Consider the following 22,282-nt stretch of genomic DNA (forward strand, 5'->3'; position numbering starts at 1 on the left):
CGTCGGCCCTCCGGGCTGCTTTCTTATGCCGCGCATACCGCAGGTGGAGTACGCCCTCGTACACCTCTGTCCCCGCCCGGTCAGTCGGCCCGGGCGCGCACCAGGCCCGATTCGTAGGCGATGACCACCAATTGCGCCCGGTCGCGGGCGCCGACCTTCGCCATCGCCCGGTTCACATGGGTCTTGACGGTGAGCGGGCTGACCTCAAGGCGTTCGGCGATCTCGTCGTTGGAGTGGCCGCCCGCGACCTGCACCAGCACCTCGCGTTCGCGGCCGGTGAGCGCGCCCAGCCGCTCCGCGTACTCCGCGCTGTCGGGCCCCTCCTCCGAACTCCCGCCCTGGGCCAGGAACGTGGCGATGAGCCCCTTGGTCGCGGCCGGGGAGAGCAGCGCCTCGCCCGCCGCGGCGATCCGGATGGCGTTCAGCAGCTCCTCCGGTTCGGCGCCCTTGCCGAGGAACCCGGAGGCCCCGGCGCGTAGCGACCGGACCACGTACTCGTCGACCTCGAAGGTGGTGAGCATGACCACCCGTACGCCGGACAGCTCCGGGTCCGCGCTGATCATGCGGGTGGCGGCGAGCCCGTCGGTGCCCGGCATCCGGATGTCCATGAGCACCACGTGGGCGCCGGTGGTGCGGGCCAGCTCGACCGCCTGCGCCCCGTCCGCCGCCTCGCCGACGACCTCCATGTCCGGCTCGGAGTCCACCAGCACCCGGAACGCGCTGCGCAGGAGCGCCTGGTCGTCCGCGAGCAGCACCCTGATCGGTACGTCCGGTGCCGCCGACGGCACCGGTGTCGGCTGGGTCATCGGCGTACCCCCGTCCCGCCCGCCGTGCCCGGCAGCTCCGGTTCACCCGCGCGGGCCTCGACCGGCAGGATCGCATGGACCCGGAAGCCGCCACCGTAGCGAGGTCCCGCGGTGAGGGCACCGCCGAGGGCGGTGACGCGCTCACGCATGCCGACCAGGCCGTGGCCGCCGCTGTCCGGGCTCTCGTCCCCGGTGGCGGTGGTCCGCTCCCGGCTCCCGAGGCCGTTGTCGAGCACGGTGATCTCGGCGGTGGCCCCGACCCGTACGACGCTGACCTCGGCCCGGGCCCCGGCGCCCGCGTGCTTGCGGACGTTGGTCAGGGCCTCCTGGATGACCCGGTAGGCGGCCAGGTCGACACCGGCGGGCAGCCGGGTCCCCTCCGCGGCGCAGGCCACCTCGACGGGGAGCCCGGCGTTGCGGAAGGTGTCCACCAGCTCGTCGAGGACCGCGAGGCCGGGGGCCGGTTCGGTGGGCGCTGCCGGGTCGCCCTGCTGGCGCAGCAGTCCGACGGTGACCCGCAGTTCGTTGAGCGCGGAGCGGCTGGCGTCGCGGACGTGGGCGAGCGCCTCCTTGGCCTGGTCGGGGCGCTTGTCCATGACGTGGGCGGCGACCCCGGCCTGCACGTTGACCAGGGCGATGTGGTGGGCGACGACGTCGTGGAGGTCGCGGGCGATGCGCAGCCGCTCCTCGGCGACGCGGCGCCGGGCCTCCTCCTCTCGGGTGCGCTCGGCCCGTTCGGCGCGCTCCCGGATGGCGTCGACGAAGGCGCGCCTGCTGCGTACGGCGTCCCCGGCGGCCGAGGCCAGCCCGGTCCAGGCGAAGACGCCGAAGTTCTCCTGGCTGTACCAGGGGGTCGAGCCGAAGACCATCGCGGCCGCGGTGAGCCCGCCCATCGTCAGCAGCCCGACCTTCCAGGTGGTCGGGCGGTCGGTGCGCGAGGCGACGGTGTAGAGGGCGATGACGGTGCTCATGACGACCGGTGCGGGCGGTTCCATCAGGACGTACTCGACGGCCGAGAGCGCGGCGGTGACGGCGAGGACCTGCATCGGGCGGCGGCGGCGCAGGACGAGGGCCGCGGCGGTCAGCGTCATCAGGAGCACGCTGAACAGCTCGGGGGTACGGGCCCCGAAGGACGGCGGCCCGTGACGGTCGCCCGGGGCGGTGAACGAACTGCAGATCATCGCGACGAGGGTGCAGAACGCCAGGGCCGCGTCGAACGCGAGGGGATGGTCCCGGAGCCAGCGGCGGGCGCGCGCGAAGCCGGACGAGAGGGTGGTCACGTCCAGCTACGGTACGCGTCCGGGCCGGGCGGCCGGGACCGTTCCGCGGGGAGGGGCCGGACGCACAGCGCCCCGCGCCCGGCGGACCGGGGGCGGGGCACAGGGGTGCTGGTCGACAGCGCGGGTTCAGCGCGGTCAGTTGGGGATGAGCCCGTCGTCGCTGAGCATGTCGCGGACCTCTTCGAGGGTCGCGTCGGGCGCCGGGAGGATCAGCTCGGACGGCTCCAGGGAGTCGTCCGGCAGCGGCGTACCGAGCTCGCGCACCTTGTCCAGGAGTGCGTGGAGAGTGGTGCGGAAGCCGGGGCTGTCGCCGCTCTCCATCTCCTTGAGCAGGACGTCGTCGAGCTGGTTCAGTTCGACGAAGTGACTGTCGGCCAGTTTTACCTGGCCCTCCCCCATGATCCGTACGATCATGACGCTGCCCTTACTGCTTGTCGAACTTGTGCGGGGACTGCTGCGACTGCGGCGTGCTGTCCTGGGCGCCGCCCTCGATGGCCTGCTGCGAGGACGAGGAACCGCCCGCCAGCTCGGCCTTCATCCGCTGGAGCTCCAGCTCCACGTCGCTGCCACCGGAGAGCCGGTCCAGCTCGGCGGCGATGTCGTCCTTCGCGGTGCCGGTCGGGTCGTCCAGGGCGCCGGAGGCGAGCAGCTCGTCGATGGCGCCGGCCCGCGCCTGGAGCTGCTGCGTCTTGTCCTCGGCCCGCTGGATCGCCAGGCCCACATCGCCCATCTCCTCGGAGATGCCGGAGAAGGCCTCGCCGATCCGGGTCTGGGCCTGCGCCGCCGTGTAGGTGGCCTTGATGGTCTCCTTCTTGGTGCGGAAGGCGTCGACCTTGGCCTGGAGCCGCTGGGCGGCGAGGGTGAGCTTCTCCTCCTCGCCCTGCAGCGTGGTGTGCTGCGTCTCCAGGTCGGTGACCTGCTGCTGGAGTGCGGCGCGGCGCGACAGCGCCTCGCGGGCCAGGTCCTCGCGGCCCAGCGCCAGCGCCTTGCGGCCCTGGTCCTCCAGCTTGGACGACTGGCCCTGCAACTGGTTCAGCTGCAACTCCAGGCGCTTGCGGGACGTCGCCACATCGGCGACGCCTCGACGCACCTTCTGAAGCAGCTCCAGCTGCTTCTGGTACGAGTAATCGAGGGTCTCGCGCGGATCCTCGGCCCGGTCAAGGGCCTTGTTTGCCTTCGCGCGGAAGATCATCCCCATACGCTTCATGACACCGCTCATGGGCTTCGCGCGCCCCCTTCTGACGGACTGAGCTCCAGCACTCCCGATAGAACCCACAGTACGGGCCCTGCCTCTATTACCGCACTGTTCGGGCGCGGATGTGCTCCTCCCCAAGGACGAGTACGCCCGGTGAACACTCCCGCCCAGGGTGTAGGCGGCCCCCCGGGCACCCGGGGAGGACAAGCCGAACGAGCGGCTGAACAGGCGGTAAACGCCTGTTCTGCACCCGTCGGGACGCTTCTGGGGACGCGGTCCGTTGCCGGATCGTTCCCGCCCTTGTTCCCGGGCCCGCCCGCCGACCCCGTACCCTTGGGTTTTGTGTTCCGTAGCCGCGCCAAGACAGAGAAGGCCCCCACCGATCAGGTGACGGCGGACCTCTCCAAGCAGCCCCGCGACCCGCAGGCTCCCAAGGGTCGCCCCACCCCCAAGCGCAGTGAGGCCCAGACGCAGCGCCGACGTGCCGCGACCAGCGCGCCGACCGACCGCAAGGCGGCCGTGAAGCGCCAGCGCGAGGCGCGCCGGGCCGACCTGGCCAGGCAGCGCGAGGCGCTCGCCTCGGGCGACGAGCGCTACCTCCCGGTCCGCGACAAGGGCCCGGTGCGTCGCTTCGTCCGCGATTACGTGGACTCGCGCTTCCACATCGCCGAATGGTTCCTGCCGCTCGCCGTGGTCATCCTGATCCTCAGCGTGATCCGGGTGCAGAACATCCAGAGCATCTCGCTGCTGCTCTGGGTCGGCGTGATCATCCTGATCGTGATCGACTCGATCGGCCTGACGATGCGCCTGAAGAAGGAGCTGCGGAAGCGCTTCCCGGACGCCCCGAAGCGCGGAGCCGTGGCCTACGGCCTGATGCGTACGCTCCAGATGCGCCGACTGCGGCTGCCGAAGCCGCAGGTCAAGCGCGGAGAGCGGCCCTGAGCACGGAGGCCTCCGACGTCACCGGGGTCTCCCCGGTCGGCCCGGCCGGCTTCGGCGGCGTGCGCGACACGGTCCGCCAGGAGCTCGTCGGGCGCCAGCTGGACGAGCAGATAGCCGGGCGGTTCCCGGTGGGCCGTCGGCTGCGCGTCCTGGACGTCGGTACGGGCCGGGGCACCCAGGCGCTGCGCCTTGCGCGGGCCGGTCATTCGGTGACGGGTCTGGAGTCGGACGCCGAGCTGCTCGGGGCGGCCCGTGCGGCCCTGTCGACCGAGCCCGAGGGCATCCGGGAGCGGGTCAGGCTGATCGAGGGCGACGGCCGGGACACCGGCGTGCACTTCCTGCCCGGCAGTTTCGACGTGGTGCTGTGCCACGGCGTCCTGATGTACGTCGAGGAGCCGGACCCCATGCTGGCCGGGCTCGCCCGGATGCTGGCGCCCGGCGGCCTGCTCTCCCTGCTCGTACGGAACGCGGACGCGCTCGCGATGCGCCCCGCGCTCGCCGGTGACTTCGGCGCGGCCCTGGCCGCCTTCGACACCGCCACGTACACCGACCACGTGGGCCGCCCGGTCCGGGCCGACCGGCTCGATGCCCTGCGGGCCACGCTCGCCGGGATCGCCGCCCCGCTGCACGCCTGGTACGGGGTGCGGGTCTTCACGGACGGCGTGGCGGACGACGCGGAGCTCCCGGCCGAGGAGCTGGAGCGGGCCGTGACCCTGGAGGACCGGGCCGGGCGCACCGACCCGTACCGGGGCGTGGCGGCTCTGCTGCACCTGTGCGGGGTGCGCGGGTAGGTCGGGGTACGGCGGTGGGCCCCGTTCGGCCCATCAGTGCGGGCGCCCGCACGGGCGGGGAGACCAGACTCCGGATATGGACACTCCGGACACGCCCCCATCCCCTTCCCGCCGCCGGGCAGGCAGGCTGCTGCCGCCCCTGTCGGCAGCCCTCTGCGCGATCGCCCTGGCGGGCGGCTGTTCCGGTGCGGGACCGGCGGCCCCCGCGCCGGAGGCCAGTGCCTCGGAGACGGCCCAGGGTGCGGCGGTCCGGGCCTCCAACGAACTGGAGAGCGCCTACCAGGCCGTCATCAACGACGTACTGCCGTCGGTCGTACAGATCGACGCCTCCGACAGCCTCGGTTCCGGGGTCGTCTACGACAGCAGGGGGCACATCGTCACCAACGCCCATGTGATCGGCGACGAGAGGGAGTTCAAGGTCAGCGTCGCCACCGGGGAGACGGTGCTGAACGCCTCGCTGGTCTCCTCGTATCCGGAACAGGACCTGGCCGTGATCAAACTCGACGAGGTGCCGGACGGACTGAAGCCCGCGAAGTTCGGCGACGCGGAGAAGGTCGAGGTGGGGCAGGTCGTGATGGCGATGGGCTCGCCACTCGGCCTCTCCAGCAGCGTCACCCAGGGCATCGTCTCGGCGCTCGGCCGGACGGTGAGCGAGAGCCGGGCGGGCGGCGGCACCGGGGCGACGATCGCCAACATGGTGCAGACCTCCGCGGCGATCAACCCGGGCAACAGCGGCGGGGCGCTGGTCAACCTCAGCAGCGAGGTCATCGGCATCCCCACCCTCGCGGCGACGGATCCGCAGATGGGAGACAGCGCGGCGCCCGGCATCGGCTTCGCGATTCCCGTCTCGATGGTGAGGACGGTCGCCGACCAGATCATCAAGGACGGCCGGGTCACCGACTCGGGCCGGGCCGCGCTCAACATCACCGGCCGCACGGTCGTCGACGACGACTACCGCCCCGCCGGGGTGGCCCTGGTCAGCGTGGACCGGGGCGGCGCGGCGGCCGACGCGGGGCTGCGGGCCGGGGACGTCATCACGAAGATCAGGGACAGCGAGATCACCACGGTCACCTCGCTCTCCGAGGCGCTGGCGGCCGAAAGGCCGGGCCAGAAGGTCACGGTGACGTACTCGCGCGGCGGCGACAGCAGGACGGCGGAGGTCACGCTCGGGGAGATCTGAGCGGTCAGGACGCGGTCAGGACAAGGAATGGAAGGGGGCGGGCTCCGCCGGACGTGCCGCGGAGCCCGCCCCCTTCCGTACCCGAGCGTCAGGCGCCGTCGGCCTGCAAGCTCATCGGGCCGTAGATCTTGGTCGAGTCCTCGAAGAGCGTCACCTGGGCGGCACCGCCCTCCAGCAGTTCCTTCCAGAACTCACCGATCCAGGACTCCGCGTCGCCCTGGGTGGTGAACTCCTCCGGCTGCAACGCCGGCTCCGTCTCCGTACCGTCGGACTTCTCGAACCGCCACGTCCACGCCATGTCCGCCTCCTGGGTCACGTTGCTGCCCGAAGCCTAGCCGGGCGCGCGCCGCGCGGGGGGACACGGGAGGATCAAGGTGTGGAACTGACTCTGCTCGGCACCGGAGCCCCCGACGGGCTGCCGCGCCCCTCCTGTCCCTGCGCGGCCTGCGCGTCGGCCCGCGGTCCGTGGGCGCGGGCCGCGACGGCGCTGCTGGTCGACGACGCGCTGCTGCTCGACCTCACCCCCGGAGCGGTGTTCGCCGCCGCGCGGGCGGGGCATTCGCTGGGCACGGTGCGCCAGGTGCTGCTGACCCATCCGCACGACGGGCCCGCCGTCGAGCTGCCGCCCGCCCTGCCGCCGGCCGGGCGGGTGCCGGACGGCCAGGTGCTGACACTGATCAGCGGGCACCGGGTACGGGCGGTGGCGATGGACGCGCCGGGGACGGGGTACGAGGTGAGCTCGCCGGAGGGCGAGCGGCTGCTGTACCTGCCGCCGGGGGCCGCGCCCTCGGGGCTGACCGAGCGGGCGGAGCGGCCGTTGGACATGGTCGTCTGCGATGTGATCGCGCGGCCCGACGCGGTGGCCCGGCTGCGGTCGGTGGGCGCGGTGGGCCCGGCGACCGAGGTGATCGCGGTCCACCTGGACCACGACGCCCCGCCGGGCGCGGCGCTGGAGCGGCGGCTCGCGTCGGCCGGGGCGCGGGCGGTGCCGGACGGGACGACGCTGGTGGTGGGCGAGTACCACGCGGTGCCGGACGTGCCGCGCCGGGTGCTGGTGACGGGCGGCGCGCGGTCGGGGAAGTCGCTGGAGGCGGAGCGGCGGCTGGAGACGTTCCCGGACGTGGTGTACGTGGCGACCGGCGGCCGCCGCGACGGGGACCCGGAATGGGCGGCCCGGGTGGGTCTGCACCGGGAGCGCAGGCCGGGCGCGTGGCGGACCGAGGAGACCTGTGAGGTCGCGAAGCTCCTGGCGGCGGACGGGCCGCCGCTGCTGGTCGACTGCCTGTCCCTGTGGCTGACCGACGCGATGGACCGGGTGGACGCCTGGGAGGACGTGCGGTGGCGGCACGGCGGCGAGGAGGCGTTGCGGGGGCGGGTCGCGGAGCTGGTGGGCGCGGTGCGGGAGACCCGGCGCCAGGTGGTGCTGGTGACCAACGAGGTGGGGGCGGGGGTGGTCCCGGCGACCCCGGCGGGGCGGCGGTTCCGGGACGAGCTGGGCCGGCTGAACGCGGCGGTGGCGGCCGAGTGCGAGGAAGTGCTGCTGGTGGTGGCGGGGCAGGCGGTGGTGCTGCGAGGGTGAGGGGGCGTCACCGGTATCCGGTCGGGTTCAGCGGGCCGACCGGTACTGTTCCCGGCGGGGGCCCGCCGCCGGGTTCCCGGACCGGAAACAGACGTGACGACCCGCGAGGCAGACCTCCGTGAACCTGGACGACTTCTCCGACCTGATCGAACGCCCCGACGGGGGTGTGCGCCGCGATGCCGAGGAACGGCGTGAGCGGCTGATCGTGCCGCCCGGGGCGCTCGGCCGGCTCGACGAGCTGGGCGAGTGGCTCAGCGCCGCGCAGCAGTCCGTGCCGGTCAGGGCCGTCGAGCAGCCGCGCCTGGTGCTCTTCGCCGGTGATCATGGAGTGGCGGAGCTGGGTGTCTCGGGCCGGTCCGCGGGAAGCGCGTACGAGCTGGTCCGGGCGGCACTCGACGGTGCGAGCCCCGTCTCGGTGCTGGCCCGCCGCTTCTCCGTACCGCTGCGGATCGTGGACGCCGGTCTCGACTGCGATCCGGAGCTGCTTCCCGAGTCCGTCGTACGGCACCGGGTGCGGCGGGGGTCGGGGCGGATCGACGTCGAGGACGCGCTGACGGTCGAGGAGGCCGAGCGGGCGGTCCGGCTGGGCATGGCGATCGCCGACGAGGAGGCGGACTCCGGCACCGATCTGGTGGTGCTCGGCGACCTCAGTGTCGGGGGGACCACGGCCGCGGCCACGCTGATCGCGGCGCTCTGCGGGACGGATGCCTCGGTGGTGACCGGGCGCGGTGGTGCGGGCATCGACGACCTGGCCTGGATGCGCAAGTGTGCGGCGATCCGGGACGCGCTGCGCCGGGCCCGGCCGGTGCTCGGCGACCAGCTGGAGCTGCTGGCCGCGTCGGGCGGCGCGGATCTGGCGGCGATGACCGGCTTCCTGTTGCAGAGCGCGGTGCGCCGGATGCCGGTGATCCTGGACGGGGTCGTCTCGGCGGCCTGTGCGCTGGTGGCGCAGCGGGCGGCGTTCCGGGCGCCGGACTGGTGGCTGGCCGGTCAGGTCAGCGGGGAGCCCGCGCAGACGAAGGCGCTGGACCGGATGGCCCTGACCCCGCTGCTGGACCACGGGGTGACGGTGGGCGAGGGCAGCGGGGCGCTGCTGGCCCTGCCGCTGGTGCAGGCGGCGGCCGCGCTGGCCGCCGAACTGCCGGAGCGTACGCCGGAGGCGACCGAGGATGAGGCCGAGGCCGAGGCCGAGGCGGGGGAAGCCCCCTCCGAGGACGACGTGAAGGTGCTCGACGCGACCTGAGCCCTTGGCGGGGCGGGCAGGTCGGGGCGGGCAGGTCGGGGCGGGCAGTCCCCACCGATCGCACCCGCCACCCCTTATGTCCGTAATGCGCCATATGATCACCTCTCATGGGAGAGGTTCGATCGGCCGAAGAGGCAGCCCGGCACAGCACCGTCCGGTCCCGGCGGAGCGCGGCGTTCGCCATCTGGTATCTGCGCGTCGTCTCGTTCATCAATTTCCTGAGCGCCGTCTGGGTCAGCCTCGGCCAGGACCTGCGGCGGCACAACACCGAGAACTACTTCACGCCCTACCTGCTCAGCGCGGGGTTCTCCGCCGGGGTGGTCGCCCTGTTCCTGGCGATCACCATGCGGCGGCGCAAGCGGGCCGCCTGGATCGTGAACATGGTCCTGGGCGGGCTGGTGCTGGCGCTCCTGATCCTCGCGTTCTTCTTCGCGGAGATCCGCCAGCACGCGCAGAACTGGGTCTCGCTGGGGCTGACGGCCGCCTTCGTCGCGGCGCTGCTGCTCGGGCGGCGGGAGTTCTACGCCAAGGGCGACCGCTCCAACCCCAAGCTGGCGGCCCTGGTGGCCGTGGCGGGGCTGCTGGCCACCTCGCTCATCGCGACGGCCCTGGTGACCGTCACCAACACCGCCCACGACGAGTACCGCTCCACGTTTCTGGACCGCTGGCGCTACGGGGCGCTCCGCCTCGTCTCCGTGGCGGCCGACGACTCCCGCTTCCCCGGGATCACCACACCCGGCTGGGTCAACGTCGTCATCAACATCCTGTCCACGCTGCTGCTGATCACCGTCGTCTACGCCGCGTTCCGCTCGCGCCGCGCGGTGGACCCGCTCTCCCCCGAGGACGAGGCCCGGCTCCGCGTACTGCTGGACAAGCACGGCGACCGGGACTCGCTCGGTTACTTCGCGCTGCGCCGGGAGAAGAGCGCCGTGTGGTCGCCGACCCGGAAGGCCGCCGTCGTCTACCGGGTCGTCGGCGGGGTCTCCCTGGCATCCGGCGATCCGATCGGCGACCCGGAGGCCTGGCCGGGCGCGATCGCCCCCTGGCTGACCGAGGCCCGGGAGCACGGCTGGATTCCGGCCGTGATGGGCGCGAGCGAGGAGGCGGGCACGGTCTACTCCCGGCACGGCCTGGACGCGCTGGAGCTGGGCGACGAGGCGATCGTGGAGACCGCCGAGTTCACGCTCGACGGGCGGGCGATGCGTACGGTGCGCCAGGCCTACAACCGGGTGAAGCGCGCCGGGTACGAGGTGACGATCCGGCGGCACGCGGACATCCCCGAGGACGAGATGGCCGACCTCGTGCGGCGCGCCGACGACTGGCGTGACGGGGAGACCGAGCGTGGTTTCTCCATGGCCCTCGGGCGGCTCGGCGACCCGGCCGACGGGCAGTGCGTGATGCTGGAGTGCCGCGATGCGGGCGGGGCCGGGGCCCCCGGTGAGCTGCGCGCGATCCTGAGCTTCGTGCCGTGGGGGCCGCACGGCCTCTCCCTCGACCTGATGCGCCGCGACCGGGACGCGGAGAACGGGCTGATGGAGTTCATGGTCATCCAGCTGCTCCAGCGCTCGGGCGAGATCGGGATCACTCAGGTCTCGCTCAACTTCGCGATGTTCCGGTCCGTCTTCGAGAGGGGATCGCGGCTCGGCGCGGGACCGGTGCTGAGGCTGTGGCGTTCGCTGTTGAGCTTCTTCTCGCGCTGGTGGCAGATCGAGTCGCTCTACCGGGCCAACGCCAAGTACCGACCGATCTGGGAGCCGCGTTTCATGCTGTTCGAGAAGAGCGCCGACCTGGCGCGGATCGCCCTCGCGGCGGGGCGCGCCGAGGGGTTCCTGGAGGCGCCGGGGCTGCCGAAGTGGCTGCACCGCTCGCACCTGGGCACCCGTAGGTGAGCCGCCTCCCGGCCCTGCACCGGGCGGTGCTGCGCGAGTGGGGGCCGCTCTTCACCACCGTACGGACGGGAATCACCGACCGCGGCGTGCGGGCGCTCGCCCTGACGCTGACGGCGGTGACGCTGACGGCGGTGGTCCAGGTCGTCCAGAACCAGGCCTGGGGCTACGGCCCGGTGCAGAACCTGGGGGCGGTGCGGGCCGAGGACCCGGTGTGGCAGGCCCTGCTGCGTACACCGCTGTCGCTGTTCGTGCCCGCGCTCGATCTGCCCGTGTGGGGCGCGCTGGCCCAGATCCTGCTGGTGTTCGGCATCGCGGAGGTGTGCCTGGGGCGGTGGCGCATGCTCGCGGTCGCGTATCTGGCCACGCTCGCCGGGACGCTGTACGCCCGGATCGGCATCGCGCTCGGCCCGGACGCCGTCCTCGGGCTGCCCGCATCGGACGCGCAGGTGGTGGACACCGGCCCTTCGGCGGCGGTCGTGGGACTCGCGGTGTACGTCTGCCATCAGCAGCGCGCCTGGTTCACCGGGGCACTGGTGATCGTCGCGATGGTGGTGGAGGTCCTGGTCAAGGACAACCTGGCGGGCCGCGAGCATCTGGCCGCCATCGCCGCCGTCCTGGTGGTGTGCGGCGTACGGGAGTGGCTCGGGCGGCGGCGGGCCGCTCAGGACCTGCCCGCGGGCGGCGACGGCACCCGGTCCGGGGCGCCGCCGATGAGGTCCTGAAACCTCCGGCGCGGCCCGGCCCACCGCACGTCGTGGCGGTATGCCCGCAGCACCGCCTTGGAGCGGGCGCGGTGGCGGTGGCGGTAGAACCGCTTGGCCCAGGGCGAGGTGGGGCGGGCCAGGCGGACCGCGCCGACCAGGGCCACGAACGGGACGAGGGTGCCGAGCACCGCCATCCGCGCCTTGCCCTTGAACAGCGCGATCAGGACGAAGCAGAAGTTGATCACGTATGAGGTGATGACGCCGATCCGGCCCTGCTGCTCCTGATCGGTCACGTCGTCCACGCCGAGCGGCGAGAAGCCCGCCAGGACCAGCAGCACCAGGGAGGCGGTCAGCACGACCACCTCCACGCTCTGGCGGCCCGCCTCGGTCCAGTACACGTCGTCCAGATGCAGGATCAGGGCGAACTCGTCCAGCACCAGACCCGCCCCCACGCCGAAGATGATCGCGCACAGCCCCGCGGCCACCCCGTGCCGGCCCGCGGCCACCGCCCCGAATCCGCCGATCACGCTCAGCACGACACCGGGCACCACATGGTGAATGTGCATCCCGCCCGGGGTGATGTTGCGGAACGGGCCCTTCCCGGCGCGGATCAGCCGGGTGACACTGCGAGTGATCGCGAAGGTCAGGACGAAGGCGGCCAGCGCGAGAAGCAGGGGCAGCTTGCCCGGTTCCGCGATGTTGGTGTGCCACCAGTTACCCACGCCACCCGCTCCCGATACATTCATTTCTGCGGCCGTTTGCCCGTTTCGGCCAATCTATCGGCGGGCGGGAGCGGCTAGCCTGCCCGCGGTGAGCTCCCTGAACAGCCATGGCCTGCGTTTCGCCTTCGGCACCCTGACCGTACTGCCCGTCCGTGTGACCCGCTGGGACCGCGCGACCGCCCGCTCGGGCATGCTCTGCGCCCCGCTCGCCGGGCTCGTCGTGGGACTGCTCGCCGCCGCCCTCGGTTCGCTGTCGCTGCTGGCCGGATCGGGGCCGCTGCTCGCGGCGGTCGCCTCCGTCGCGGTGCCCGCCGCCCTCACCCGGGGGCTGCACCTGGACGGACTGGCGGACACGGCGGACGGGCTCGGCAGCGGGAAACCGGCCGACGACGCGCTGCGGATCATGAAGCAGTCCGACATTGGGCCGTTCGGTGTCATCACGCTCCTCCTGGTCCTGCTGGCCCAGGTCGCGGTCCTCTTCGAGCTGTACGGGGAGGGCTGGGCGCACGGGGCGCTCGGGGCCGTCGTGGCGGCCGTCGCCGCCCGCCTCGCGCTGACCCTGGCGTCCCGTCAGGGCATCCCGGCGGCCCGGCCGGAGGGGCTCGGGGCGACGGTGGCCGCCACGGTCCCGGTCCGGTGGGCGCTGCTCGCGGCGGCGGTCGCGGTGGCGCTGTGCGGGGCGGCGGGGGCGGCGTTCGGTCCGTACGGCGCGCTGCGCCACGCGCTCGCGGTGCTGGGGGCGCTGGCCGTGGCCGAACTGCTGCTGCGGCACTGCGTGCGGCGGTTCGGCGGGGTCACCGGGGACGTCTTCGGGGGCGTCGAGGAGAGCGCGGCGACGGCGGCCCTGGTGGCGCTGGCGCTGGGTTCCTGACGGCGGGCGGCTCGTCGCGGCGGCCGGCACCGGCCGCCCTGGCGGTCCGGAACGGCCCGCCGCCGTCACACGGCAGGAATCGCGCGCGTAGGCTCATTCCCGGCACATCGCGGCGGCGTCTACGATGCGCCGGGCACGGCCGGCCCACCCCTCGGCCGAACCGAACTCAACGGAAGCGAGATTTCACCACCGTGACTGCTCTCACTCTCAGCACTGCCGGTGCGGCGACGCTGCGCGCCGACGCACTCGTCGTCGGCGTCGCCAAGGGCGCTGGGCCCAAGTCGGGCCCGATCCTCGCACCCGGCGCCGAGGCCGTGGACAAGGCGTTCGACGGAAAGCTCGCCGACGTCCTCGCGACCCTGGGCGCCACCGGTGCCGAGGGCGAACTGACCAAGCTGCCCGCCGCGCCCGGCCTCAAGGCGCCGGTCGTCGTCGCGGTCGGCCTCGGTCCGGTCCCGGACAAGGAGGACGCGTACGACGCGGAGGCCCTGCGCCGCGCCGCGGGCACCGCCGCCCGTGCGCTGTCCGGTTCGAAGAAGGCCGGTTTCGCGCTGCCCGCCGGTTCGGTCGAGGACGCCGCCGCCGTCGCCGAGGGCGCGCTGCTCGGCGCGTACGCCTTCACCGCCTACCAGGGCGGCGAGAACAAGCTCGCCCCCAAGGCCGCGAAGTCCGCCAAGGAGAACGGCCTGAAGCAGCCGCTCGCCGAGGTGGCCCTGCTCGGCGCCAAGCCGCGCGACAAGGCCTTCAAGGCCGCCGTCGAGCGCGCACTCGCGCTGGTCGAGGAGATCAACCGGGCCCGCGACCTCATCAACACCCCGCCGAACGACCTGTACCCCGAGTCCTTCGCCGCCGTGGCCACCGCCGCGGGCAAGGAGCACGGCATCAAGGTGCAGGTGCTCGACGAGAAGGCGCTCGTCAAGGGCGGCTACGGCGGTCTCCTCGGCGTCGGCCAGGGCTCCGCGAACGGCCCGCGCCTGGTGAAGCTCGCCTACACGCACCCGAAGGCGGAGAAGACCCTGGCCCTCGTCGGCAAGGGCATCACCTACGACTCGGGCGGCATCTCGCTCAAGCCGGCCGGTCACAACGAGACGATGAAGTGCGACATGAGCGGCGCGGCCGCCGTGTTCGCCGCCGTCGTCGCGGCCGCCCGCCTCGGCCTGAAGGTCAACGTCACCGGCTGGCTGGCGCTGGCCGAGAACATGCCCTCCGGCAACGCCACCCGCCCCGGTGACGTGCTGCGCATGTACAGCGGCAAGACCGTCGAGGTCCTCAACACCGACGCCGAGGGCCGGCTCGTCCTGGCCGACGCGCTGACCCGCGCCTCGGAGGAGAAGCCGGACGCCATCGTCGACGTGGCGACCCTGACCGGCGCGATGGTGCTGGCGCTCGGCAACCGCACCTTCGGCATCATGGCCAACGACGACGCCTTCCGTACGTCGATCCACGAGATCGCCGAGGAGGTCGGCGAGGCCTCCTGGCCGATGCCGCTCCCCGCCGACCTGCGCAAGGGCATGGACTCCCCCACCGCCGACATGGCCAACATGGGCGAGCGGATGGGCGGCGGCCTGGTCGCCGGTCTGTTCCTGAAGGAGTTCGTGGGCGAGGGCATCGCCTGGGCCCACCTGGACATCGCCGGTCCGGCGTTCCACGAGGGCGCTCCGTACGGCTACACGCCCAAGGGCGGCACCGGCTCCGCGGTCCGCACCCTGGTGCGCCTCGCCGAGCGCACCGCCGACGGCGACCTGGGCTGAGTGGCCCACCCCGCCGGACACCCTCACGGCCCCGGGCATAGCTCCGGGGCCGTAGGCGTTGTCGCCCCCGGGTAGCGGCACGCGGTCCGGGCGGGTTTCGCTCTCGACGAAACCAGCGGAATCCGTAGGTCTCTACGCAGCAGTAACCCTCCGGGACGGACGATCATCCGTCCCGGACCCGGGCCCCGCGTCCCGCCCGCCGTCGACAAGTGCGAAGATGGGTTCTCGGCAGGACAGGGCCCCCACCACAGGGCCGAAAGACAAAAGCGGCCGAACACCAGCCGACCGGCCGGTCACACCCCAGCGACGGGGCCCGGCGTACGGCGCACATGCATGGAGGACGTGACGTGGCGAACGACGCCAGCACCGTTTTCGACCTAGTGATCCTCGGCGGTGGCAGTGGCGGGTACGCCGCGGCCCTGCGCGGAGCGCAGCTGGGCCTGGACGTCGCCCTGATCGAGAAGGGCAAGGTCGGCGGCACCTGCCTGCACAACGGCTGCATCCCCACGAAGGCACTGCTGCACGCGGGCGAGATCGCGGACCAGGCCCGCGAGTCGGCCCAGTTCGGCGTGAAGGCCACCTTCGAGGGCATCGACATGGAGGCCGTCAACAAGTACAAGGACGAGGTGATCTCGGGCCTGTACAAGGGTCTCCAGGGTCTCGTCGCCTCGCGCAAGGTCCACTACATCGAGGGTGAGGGCAAGCTCTCCTCCCCCACCTCCGTGGACGTGAACGGCCAGCGCGTCCAGGGCCGCCACGTGCTGCTGGCGACCGGCTCCGTGCCGAAGTCGCTGCCGGGCCTGGAGATCGACGGCAACCGGATCATCTCCTCGGACCACGCGCTGAAGCTGGACCGCGTCCCGAAGTCGGCGATCGTGCTGGGCGGCGGCGTCATCGGCGTCGAGTTCGCCTCGGCGTGGAAGTCCTTCGGCACCGAGGTCACGATCGTCGAGGGCCTCAAGCACCTCGTCCCGGTCGAGGACGAGAACAGCTCCAAGCTTCTTGAGCGCGCCTTCCGCAAGCGCGGCATCAAGTTCAACCTCGGCACCTTCTTCGACAAGGCCGAGTACACCGAGGACGGCGTCCGTGTGACGCTCGCCGACGGCAAGACCTTCGAGGCGGAGGTGCTGCTCGTCGCCATCGGCCGCGGGCCGGTCTCGCAGGGCCTCGGTTACGAGGAGCAGGGCGTCGCGATGGACCGCGGCTATGTCCTGGTCGACGAGTACATGCAGACCAACGTCCCGACGATCTCGGCCGTCGGCGACCTCGTCCCGACGCTCCAGCTCGCGCACGTCGGCTTCGCCGAGGGCATCCTGGTGGCGGAGCGGCTGGCCGGTCTCAAGACCGTCCCGATCGACTACGACGGCGTGCCGAAGGTGACGTACTGCCACCCCGAGGTCGCCTCCGTGGGCATCACCGAGGCCAAGGCCAAGGAGATCTACGGCGCGGACAAGGTCGTCGCCCTCAAGTACAACCTCGCGGGCAACGGCAAGAGCAAGATCCTGAAGACCGCGGGCGAGATCAAGCTCGTCCAGGTCAAGGACGGTGCCGTGGTCGGCGTCCACATGGTGGGCGACCGCATGGGCGAGCAGGTCGGCGAAGCCCAGCTGATCTACAACTGGGAGGCGCTGCCCGCCGAGGTCGCGCAGCTCATCCACGCCCACCCGACGCAGAACGAGGCGATGGGCGAAGCGCACCTGGCGCTGGCGGGCAAGCCCCTCCACGCCCACGACTGATCCCCCGGTACCGGGCGCGACGACCGACCACTTCCGCATTTTCGTAAGGAGCAACTGAAACCATGTCGGTTTCCGTAACCCTTCCGGCGCTCGGCGAGAGCGTCACCGAGGGCACTGTCACCCGTTGGCTGAAGGCCGAGGGCGAGCGCGTCGAGGCCGACGAGCCGTTGCTCGAAGTCTCGACCGACAAGGTCGACACCGAGATCCCGGCCCCCGCGTCCGGTGTCCTGGCCTCCATCAAGGTCGCCGAGGACGAGACCGTCGAGGTCGGCGCCGAGCTGGCCGTCATCGACGACGGCTCCGGCGCTCCCGCCGAGGCCGCGGCCCCGGCCGCCGAGGCCCCCGCCGCCCCGGCCGAGGCTCCGGCCCCGGCCGCCGAGGCGCCCGCCGCTCCGGCCCCCGCGGCCGAGGCTCCGGCGGCCGCCCCGGCCGGTGGCGCGTCCGGCACCGACGTCACCCTTCCGGCGCTCGGCGAGAGCGTCACCGAGGGCACCGTCACCCGCTGGCTGAAGGAGGTCGGCGAGGAGGTCGCGGAGGACGAGCCGCTCCTTGAGGTCTCCACGGACAAGGTCGACACCGAGATCCCCGCCCCGGTCGCCGGTGTGCTGCTGGAGATCGTGGTCGGCGAGGACGAGACCGCCGAGGTCGGCGCCAAGCTCGCCGTCATCGGTGCTCCGGGCGCGGCCCCGGCCGCCGCTCCGGCGCAGCCCGCCGCCCCGGCCCAGGAGGCCCCCAAGGCCGAGGCTCCGAAGCAGGAGGCCCCCGCGGCTCCCGCCCCGGCGGCTCCGGCACCGGCCGCCCCGGCTCCGGTCCAGGCCCCGTCGGCTCCCGCCGCCCCGGCCCCGGCTCCGGCGCAGCCCGCCCCCGTCACCCCGGCACCGGCCGCCCCGGCCGCGCCCTCCGGTGACGACGGCGCCTACGTCACGCCGCTGGTCCGCAAGCTCGCGTCCGAGAACAACGTGGACCTGAGCGCGGTCAAGGGCACCGGCGTCGGCGGCCGTATCCGCAAGCAGGACGTCGTCGCCGCCGCGGAGGCCGCCAAGGCCGCCGCAGCCGCTCCGGCCCCGGCAGCTGCGACCGCCGCCGCCAAGGCGCCGAAGCTGGAGGCTTCCCCGCTGCGCGGCCAGACGGTCAAGATGACCCGCATGCGCAAGGTCATCGGCGACAACATGATGAAGGCGCTGCACTCGCAGGCCCAGCTGACCTCGGTCGTCGAGGTCGACATCACCAAGCTGATGAAGCTGCGCAACCAGGCGAAGGCGTCCTTCGCCGCCCGTGAGGGCGTCAAGCTGTCCCCGATGCCGTTCTTCGTGAAGGCGGCGGCCCAGGCGCTGAAGGCCCACCCGGTCATCAACGCCCGGATCAACGAGGACGAGGGCACCATCACGTACTTCGACGCGGAGAACATCGGCATCGCCGTGGACGCGGAGAAGGGCCTGATGACCCCGGTCATCAAGGGTGCGGGCGACCTGAACATCGCCGGTATCTCCAAGAAGACCGCCGAGCTGGCGGGCAAGGCGCGCGGTGGCGGCCTGACCCCGGACGACATGTCCGGCGCCACCTTCACCATCAGCAACACCGGTTCGCGCGGCGCCCTGTTCGACACCGTCATCGTGCCGCCGAACCAGGCAGCCATCCTGGGCATCGGCGCCACGGTCCGCCGCCCGGTGGTCATCGACCACCCGGACCTCGGCGAGACCATCGCGGTGCGCGACATGACCTACCTCGCGCTCTCCTACGACCACCGTCTGGTGGACGGCGCGGACGCCGCCCGCTACCTGACGTCGGTCAAGGCGATCCTTGAGGCGGGTGAGTTCGAGGTCGAGCTCGGCCTCTGAACGCTCCGGCTGTAACCAGCCTCACCAGCGGCGCCCCCGTCCGGAACTGATCCGGACGGGGGCGCCGCCGTATTGTCTAAGCACCACCGGTCGCCCGCGCCGCCGTGATGGTGTAGGCACCACCGGTTTGCCCGAAGGAGCACTTCATGACCCCGCCCGTCGTCTACTCGCTGCGCGAACAGATCCGCGAGCACATCGTGGAGGGGATCGTCAGCGGGCGCTGGAAGCCGGGTGAGCGGATCGTGGAGCGCCGCATCGCCACCGAGCTGGAGGTCAGTCAGACGCCCGTACGCGAGGCGCTGCGCGAGCTGGAGACGCTCCGGCTGATCGAGTCGGCCCCCAACAAGGGCGTCCGGGTCCGCAATCTGACCGCCGCCGACCTGGAGGAGAGCTACCCGGTCCGGGCGGGCCTGGAGCAGATCGCGGCGGAGCTGGCGGCCGAGCGGCTGGGCCGGGACTGCTCGGCGCTGGAGCCGCATGTGACGGCCCTCTACGAGGCGGACCGGCTGGCCGACGGCGAGGCCCAGGTCCGCCACACGGTGGGCTTCCACCGGGAGATGGTGCGGGCCGCCGGGAACGCGGTGCTGCTGCACACCTGGGAGGGGCTGGGCATCGAGGTGTTCACGGCCCTTTCGATCCGCTGGCTGGGCACGGTGCAGAAGTCGTACGCGGAGGAGCACCAGGCGCTCATCGACGCGTTCCTGCGCCAGGACCCCCAGATCGGGACGCTGGTGAAGGCCCATGTGCTGGGCTGCGCGCCGCGGGCCTGAGTCGTTGGCGGCCGTCCGATCATCTGGTGCGTGACCTGCTCTTCCGTGCAGGTCAGCGCCCCTTTTGCGAACTTTTTCGCGTCACTCCGTGCCCTGTTTCGAGGCACCCCATGCCACTTTTCTTCGTATCGAGAAGTTTTGCCTTCAATCCTTTGATCGATCATCGATCAGCGATTTACAGTTCACTCCGCGGGCCCACCGGCCCCATCGCCCTGTCCTGCCAGTCAGGGCCTTCTCCACCCCCCTCCTCTCCGGAAGGCGGCGATCATGACCGACCCCGTAGGAAAGCTTCCGAGCGAGCTCGACCAGCTCCCGGACCGTGACCCCGAGGAGACCGCCGAATGGGCGGCCTCCCTGGACGCCGTCACCCAGGCCGCCGGCCCGCACCGCGCCGCGTACCTGATGCGCCGCTCGTTGCAGCACGCCGAGGGCGCCGGTCTCGCGCTGCCCAAGCTGCTGGAGACCGATTACGTCAACTCCATCCCGACGTCCGCCGAGCCGGCGTTCGACGGTGACCTGGAGATGGAGTCGAGGATCACCGCGTGGAACCGCTGGAACGCGGCCGCGATGGTCACCCGTGGCTCGCGGTTCGGGGTCGGCGGCCACATCGCCACCTTCGCCTCGGCGGCCTGGCTCTACGAGACCGGCTTCAACCACTTCTTCCGCGGCAAGGAGGGGGACGGCAGCGGCGACCAGCTCTACATCCAGGGCCACGCCTCCCCCGGCATCTACGCCCGCGCCTTCCTCGACGGCCGGATCAGCGAGCGGCAGCTCGACAACTTCCGCCAGGAGTCGGGCGGCGACGGCCTGCCCTCCTACCCGCACCCGCGGCGGCTGCCCTGGCTGTGGGAGTTCCCCACCGTGTCGATGGGCCTCGGCCCGCTCTCGGCCATCTACCAGGCGCGCTTCAACCGCTACCTGACCAACCGCAGCATCAAGGACACCTCCAACTCACACGTCTGGGCCTTCCTGGGCGACGGCGAGATGGACGAGCCCGAGTCGACAGCGGCCCTCGCCCTCGCGGCCCGTGAGCAGCTCGACAACCTGACTTTCGTCATCAACTGCAACCTCCAGCGCCTCGACGGCCCGGTCCGCGCCAACTTCCGCGTGGTCCAGGAGCTGGAGGCGCAGTTCCGCGGAGCCGGCTGGAACGTCGTCAAGACGCTCTGGGGCAACGCCTGGGACGAGCTGTTCCAGCTGGACACCCAGGGTGCGCTGCTGCGCCGCCTGCGGGAGGTCCCGGACGCGCAGTTCCAGACGTACGCCACCCGCGACGTCGCCTACATCCGCGAGCACTTCTTCGGCGCCGAGCCCGCACTCGCCGAGCTGGCGAAGCTGCTCACCGACGCCAAGATCGCCGAGTGCTTCTACACCTCGCGCGGCGGCCACGAGGCCCGCAAGGTCTACGCGGCGTACCGGGCGGCCGTGGAGCACAAGGGCGCGCCGACCGTGATCCTGGCCCAGACGGTGAAGGGCTACACGCTCGGCAAGGGCTTCGAGTCCAAGAACGCCAACCACCAGATGAAGAAGCTGTCGATCGACGAGTTCAAGGGCATGCGCGAGCTGCTCGGCCTCCCGATCCCCGACAGCGCCTTCGAGGACGGTCTCGTCCCCTACGGCCACCCGGGCGCCGACTCCCCCGAGGTCCGCTACCTCCAGGAGCGCCGCGCCGCCCTCGGCGGCCCCGCCCCGGCCCGCCGGATGCACGCTTCCGCGCCGCTGCCGCAGCCCGAGGAGCGCGCGTTCAAGGCCCTCTACAAGGGGTCCGGCAAGCAGGAGATGGCCACCACCATGGCGTTCGTACGCCTGGTGAAGGACCTGATGCGGGACAAGGAGACCGGCAAGCGCTGGGTGCCGATCGTCCCGGACGAGGCCCGTACCTTCGGTATGGAGTCCCTGTTCCCGTCGGCGGGCATCTACTCGCCGCTGGGCCAGACGTACGAGCCGGTCGACCGCGACCAGCTGATGTACTACAAGGAGGCCAAGGACGGCCAGATCCTCAACGAGGGGATCACCGAGGCCGGGGCCATGGCCGACTTCATCGCCGCCGCCACGTCGTACGCGACGCACGGCGAGACGATGATCCCGTTCTACATCTTCTACTCGATGTTCGGCTGGCAGCGGACCGGCGACCAGATGTGGCAGCTCGCCGACCAGCTCGGCAAGGGCTTCATCGTCGGCGCCACGGCGGGCCGTACGACCCTGACGGGTGAGGGCCTCCAGCACGCGGACGGCCACTCGCACCTGATCGCGGCCACCAACCCGGCCTCGCTGAACTACGACCCGGCGTTCGCGTACGAGGTCGCGGTGATCGTCAAGGACGGTCTGCGCCGGATGTACGGTCCCGATGCCGAGGACGTCTTCTACTACCTGACGGTCTACAACGAGCCCAAGCCCCAGCCCGCGATGCCCGAGGGCGTCGAGGAGGGCATCGTCAAGGGCCTGTACCGCTTCAAGGAGGGCACGCCGGCCAAGGCGGACGCGCCGCGGCTCCAGCTGCTGGCCTCCGGTACGGCGATCCACTGGGCCCTGGAGGCCCAGGACCTGCTGGCCGCCGACTGGGGTGTCACGGCCGACGTCTGGTCCGCCACCTCGTGGGGCGAGCTGCGCCGTGACGCGCTGGAGGCGGACGAGGCGCTGCTCCGCGGTGAGGTGCAGGTGCCGTACGTGACGCAGGCGCTCTCCGGTGCGCCGGGCCCGGTGCTCGCGGTCAGCGACTGGATGCGCCAGGTCCCGGACCAGATCAGCCAGTGGGTGGAGCAGGACTGGTCCTCGCTCGGCACGGACGGCTTCGGCCTCTCCGACACCCGCGAGGCGGCCCGCCGCCACTTCGGGGTCGACGCCCAGTCGATCGTGGTGGCCTCGCTGGCCCAGCTCGCCAAGCGCGGCGAGGTGCCCGCGTCGGCGGTCAAGGAGGCCCGGGAGCGCTACGGGCTCTGAGCCCCGTCCTCCCGTCGCCGTACAGAGCTGAGCCCCCGGTCACCG

The 22,282-nt window shown here is 72.3% G+C and carries 19 protein-coding genes; 13 read left to right on the top strand and 6 right to left on the bottom strand.

Annotated features, from left to right (window positions below):
* Nucleotides 1-80: 80 nt before the first annotated feature.
* The 4 genes from RI138_RS07235 to RI138_RS07250 all read right to left on the bottom strand — a co-directional run bounded on the left by RI138_RS07235 (nt 81) and on the right by RI138_RS07250 (nt 3,293).
* The gene (locus RI138_RS07235) at nt 81-806 is read right to left on the bottom strand and encodes a response regulator (RefSeq protein ID WP_096632365.1); all 726 of its coding nucleotides are present in this window, start codon (nt 804-806) and stop codon (nt 81-83) included.
* Nucleotides 803-2,086 carry a sensor histidine kinase gene (locus RI138_RS07240; protein ID WP_311119235.1) on the bottom strand — a complete coding sequence of 428 codons (1,284 nt, stop codon included), beginning with the start codon at nt 2,084-2,086 and terminating at the stop codon, nt 803-805. The genes RI138_RS07235 and RI138_RS07240 overlap by 4 nt, the downstream gene beginning before the upstream one ends.
* Nucleotides 2,087-2,221: 135 nt before the next feature.
* On the bottom strand, nt 2,222-2,500 hold the full coding sequence (gene pspAA / locus RI138_RS07245; RefSeq protein WP_311119236.1) for a PspA-associated protein PspAA: 279 nt from the start codon (nt 2,498-2,500) through the stop codon (nt 2,222-2,224).
* 10 nt (nt 2,501-2,510) lie between these two features.
* Entirely contained in the window at nt 2,511-3,293 is a 783-nt protein-coding gene (locus RI138_RS07250; RefSeq protein ID WP_096632360.1) for a PspA/IM30 family protein, read from the bottom strand.
* Between the two features lie 330 nt (nt 3,294-3,623).
* Between RI138_RS07250 and RI138_RS07255 the strand changes: the two genes are divergently transcribed.
* The 3 genes from RI138_RS07255 to RI138_RS07265 all read left to right on the top strand — a co-directional run bounded on the left by RI138_RS07255 (nt 3,624) and on the right by RI138_RS07265 (nt 6,194).
* Complete coding sequence (locus RI138_RS07255; protein ID WP_311119237.1) at nt 3,624-4,223, top strand: DUF3043 domain-containing protein; 600 nt, start codon at nt 3,624-3,626, stop codon at nt 4,221-4,223.
* 128 nt (nt 4,224-4,351) lie between these two features.
* Nucleotides 4,352-5,014: a class I SAM-dependent methyltransferase gene (locus RI138_RS07260; protein ID WP_311122814.1), complete on the top strand. Its 663-nt coding sequence runs from the start codon at nt 4,352-4,354 to the stop codon at nt 5,012-5,014.
* Between the two features lie 76 nt (nt 5,015-5,090).
* Nucleotides 5,091-6,194, top strand: a complete 1,104-nt coding sequence (locus tag RI138_RS07265; RefSeq protein WP_311119238.1) for a S1C family serine protease — start codon at nt 5,091-5,093, stop codon at nt 6,192-6,194.
* Between the two features lie 88 nt (nt 6,195-6,282).
* Here the strand turns inward: RI138_RS07265 and RI138_RS07270 are convergent, their stop codons facing one another.
* Nucleotides 6,283-6,492, bottom strand: coding sequence for a hypothetical protein (locus tag RI138_RS07270; RefSeq protein WP_003969611.1), 210 nt, complete (start codon nt 6,490-6,492; stop codon nt 6,283-6,285).
* Nucleotides 6,493-6,570: 78 nt separating this feature from the next.
* Between RI138_RS07270 and RI138_RS07275 the strand changes: the two genes are divergently transcribed.
* The 4 genes from RI138_RS07275 (at nt 6,571) to RI138_RS07290 (ending at nt 11,627) form a co-directional block, all read left to right on the top strand.
* Nucleotides 6,571-7,773 carry a bifunctional adenosylcobinamide kinase/adenosylcobinamide-phosphate guanylyltransferase gene (locus tag RI138_RS07275; protein ID WP_311119239.1) on the top strand — a complete coding sequence of 401 codons (1,203 nt, stop codon included), beginning with the start codon at nt 6,571-6,573 and terminating at the stop codon, nt 7,771-7,773.
* A 118-nt stretch (nt 7,774-7,891) separates the two neighbouring features.
* The gene (cobT, locus tag RI138_RS07280; RefSeq protein WP_311119240.1) at nt 7,892-9,016 is read left to right on the top strand and encodes a nicotinate-nucleotide--dimethylbenzimidazole phosphoribosyltransferase; all 1,125 of its coding nucleotides are present in this window, start codon (nt 7,892-7,894) and stop codon (nt 9,014-9,016) included.
* A gap of 107 nt (nt 9,017-9,123) precedes the next feature.
* Nucleotides 9,124-10,905: a phosphatidylglycerol lysyltransferase domain-containing protein gene (locus RI138_RS07285; protein WP_311119241.1), complete on the top strand. Its 1,782-nt coding sequence runs from the start codon at nt 9,124-9,126 to the stop codon at nt 10,903-10,905.
* Nucleotides 10,902-11,627 (top strand): hypothetical protein, encoded by a 726-nt coding sequence (locus RI138_RS07290; protein WP_311119242.1) that lies wholly within the window; start codon nt 10,902-10,904, stop codon nt 11,625-11,627. The genes RI138_RS07285 and RI138_RS07290 overlap by 4 nt, the downstream gene beginning before the upstream one ends.
* Here RI138_RS07290 and RI138_RS07295 read toward each other — a convergent pair.
* Nucleotides 11,567-12,331 (bottom strand): hypothetical protein, encoded by a 765-nt coding sequence (locus RI138_RS07295; RefSeq protein WP_311119243.1) that lies wholly within the window; start codon nt 12,329-12,331, stop codon nt 11,567-11,569. The genes RI138_RS07290 and RI138_RS07295 overlap by 61 nt on opposite strands.
* 88 nt (nt 12,332-12,419) lie before the next feature.
* Here RI138_RS07295 and RI138_RS07300 point away from each other — a divergent pair, with 88 nt between their 5' ends.
* The 6 genes from RI138_RS07300 to aceE all read left to right on the top strand — a co-directional run bounded on the left by RI138_RS07300 (nt 12,420) and on the right by aceE (nt 22,237).
* Nucleotides 12,420-13,202 (top strand): adenosylcobinamide-GDP ribazoletransferase, encoded by a 783-nt coding sequence (locus RI138_RS07300; RefSeq protein ID WP_311119244.1) that lies wholly within the window; start codon nt 12,420-12,422, stop codon nt 13,200-13,202.
* A gap of 191 nt (nt 13,203-13,393) precedes the next feature.
* A complete protein-coding gene (locus tag RI138_RS07305) occupies nt 13,394-14,953 on the top strand; it encodes a leucyl aminopeptidase (RefSeq protein WP_311119245.1) in 1,560 nt (519 codons plus the stop codon).
* A gap of 347 nt (nt 14,954-15,300) precedes the next feature.
* Nucleotides 15,301-16,689 (top strand): dihydrolipoyl dehydrogenase, encoded by a 1,389-nt coding sequence (gene lpdA / locus RI138_RS07310; protein ID WP_096632345.1) that lies wholly within the window; start codon nt 15,301-15,303, stop codon nt 16,687-16,689.
* A gap of 62 nt (nt 16,690-16,751) precedes the next feature.
* Complete coding sequence (gene sucB, locus RI138_RS07315; protein WP_311119246.1) at nt 16,752-18,527, top strand: 2-oxoglutarate dehydrogenase, E2 component, dihydrolipoamide succinyltransferase; 1,776 nt, start codon at nt 16,752-16,754, stop codon at nt 18,525-18,527.
* A 146-nt stretch (nt 18,528-18,673) separates the two neighbouring features.
* Nucleotides 18,674-19,297: a GntR family transcriptional regulator gene (locus tag RI138_RS07320; RefSeq protein ID WP_311119247.1), complete on the top strand. Its 624-nt coding sequence runs from the start codon at nt 18,674-18,676 to the stop codon at nt 19,295-19,297.
* Between the two features lie 267 nt (nt 19,298-19,564).
* Entirely contained in the window at nt 19,565-22,237 is a 2,673-nt protein-coding gene (aceE, locus tag RI138_RS07325) for a pyruvate dehydrogenase (acetyl-transferring), homodimeric type (RefSeq protein WP_311119248.1), read from the top strand.
* Nucleotides 22,238-22,282 lie beyond the last annotated feature (45 nt).

The sequence above is a fragment of the Streptomyces durocortorensis genome (assembly GCF_031760065.1).
Taxonomy (GTDB): domain Bacteria; phylum Actinomycetota; class Actinomycetes; order Streptomycetales; family Streptomycetaceae; genus Streptomyces.

Coding starts and splice junctions, on each gene's coding strand:
- RI138_RS07235 (WP_096632365.1), bottom strand. CDS start 806: ATGACCCAGCCGACACCGGTGCCGTCGGCGGCACCGGACGTACCGATC.
- pspAA (WP_311119236.1), bottom strand. CDS start 2,500: ATGATCGTACGGATCATGGGGGAGGGCCAGGTAAAACTGGCCGACAGT.
- RI138_RS07250 (WP_096632360.1), bottom strand. CDS start 3,293: ATGAAGCGTATGGGGATGATCTTCCGCGCGAAGGCAAACAAGGCCCTT.
- RI138_RS07265 (WP_311119238.1), top strand. CDS start 5,091: ATGGACACTCCGGACACGCCCCCATCCCCTTCCCGCCGCCGGGCAGGC.
- RI138_RS07270 (WP_003969611.1), bottom strand. CDS start 6,492: ATGGCGTGGACGTGGCGGTTCGAGAAGTCCGACGGTACGGAGACGGAG.
- RI138_RS07285 (WP_311119241.1), top strand. CDS start 9,124: ATGGGAGAGGTTCGATCGGCCGAAGAGGCAGCCCGGCACAGCACCGTC.
- sucB (WP_311119246.1), top strand. CDS start 16,752: ATGTCGGTTTCCGTAACCCTTCCGGCGCTCGGCGAGAGCGTCACCGAG.
- RI138_RS07320 (WP_311119247.1), top strand. CDS start 18,674: ATGACCCCGCCCGTCGTCTACTCGCTGCGCGAACAGATCCGCGAGCAC.
- aceE (WP_311119248.1), top strand. CDS start 19,565: ATGACCGACCCCGTAGGAAAGCTTCCGAGCGAGCTCGACCAGCTCCCG.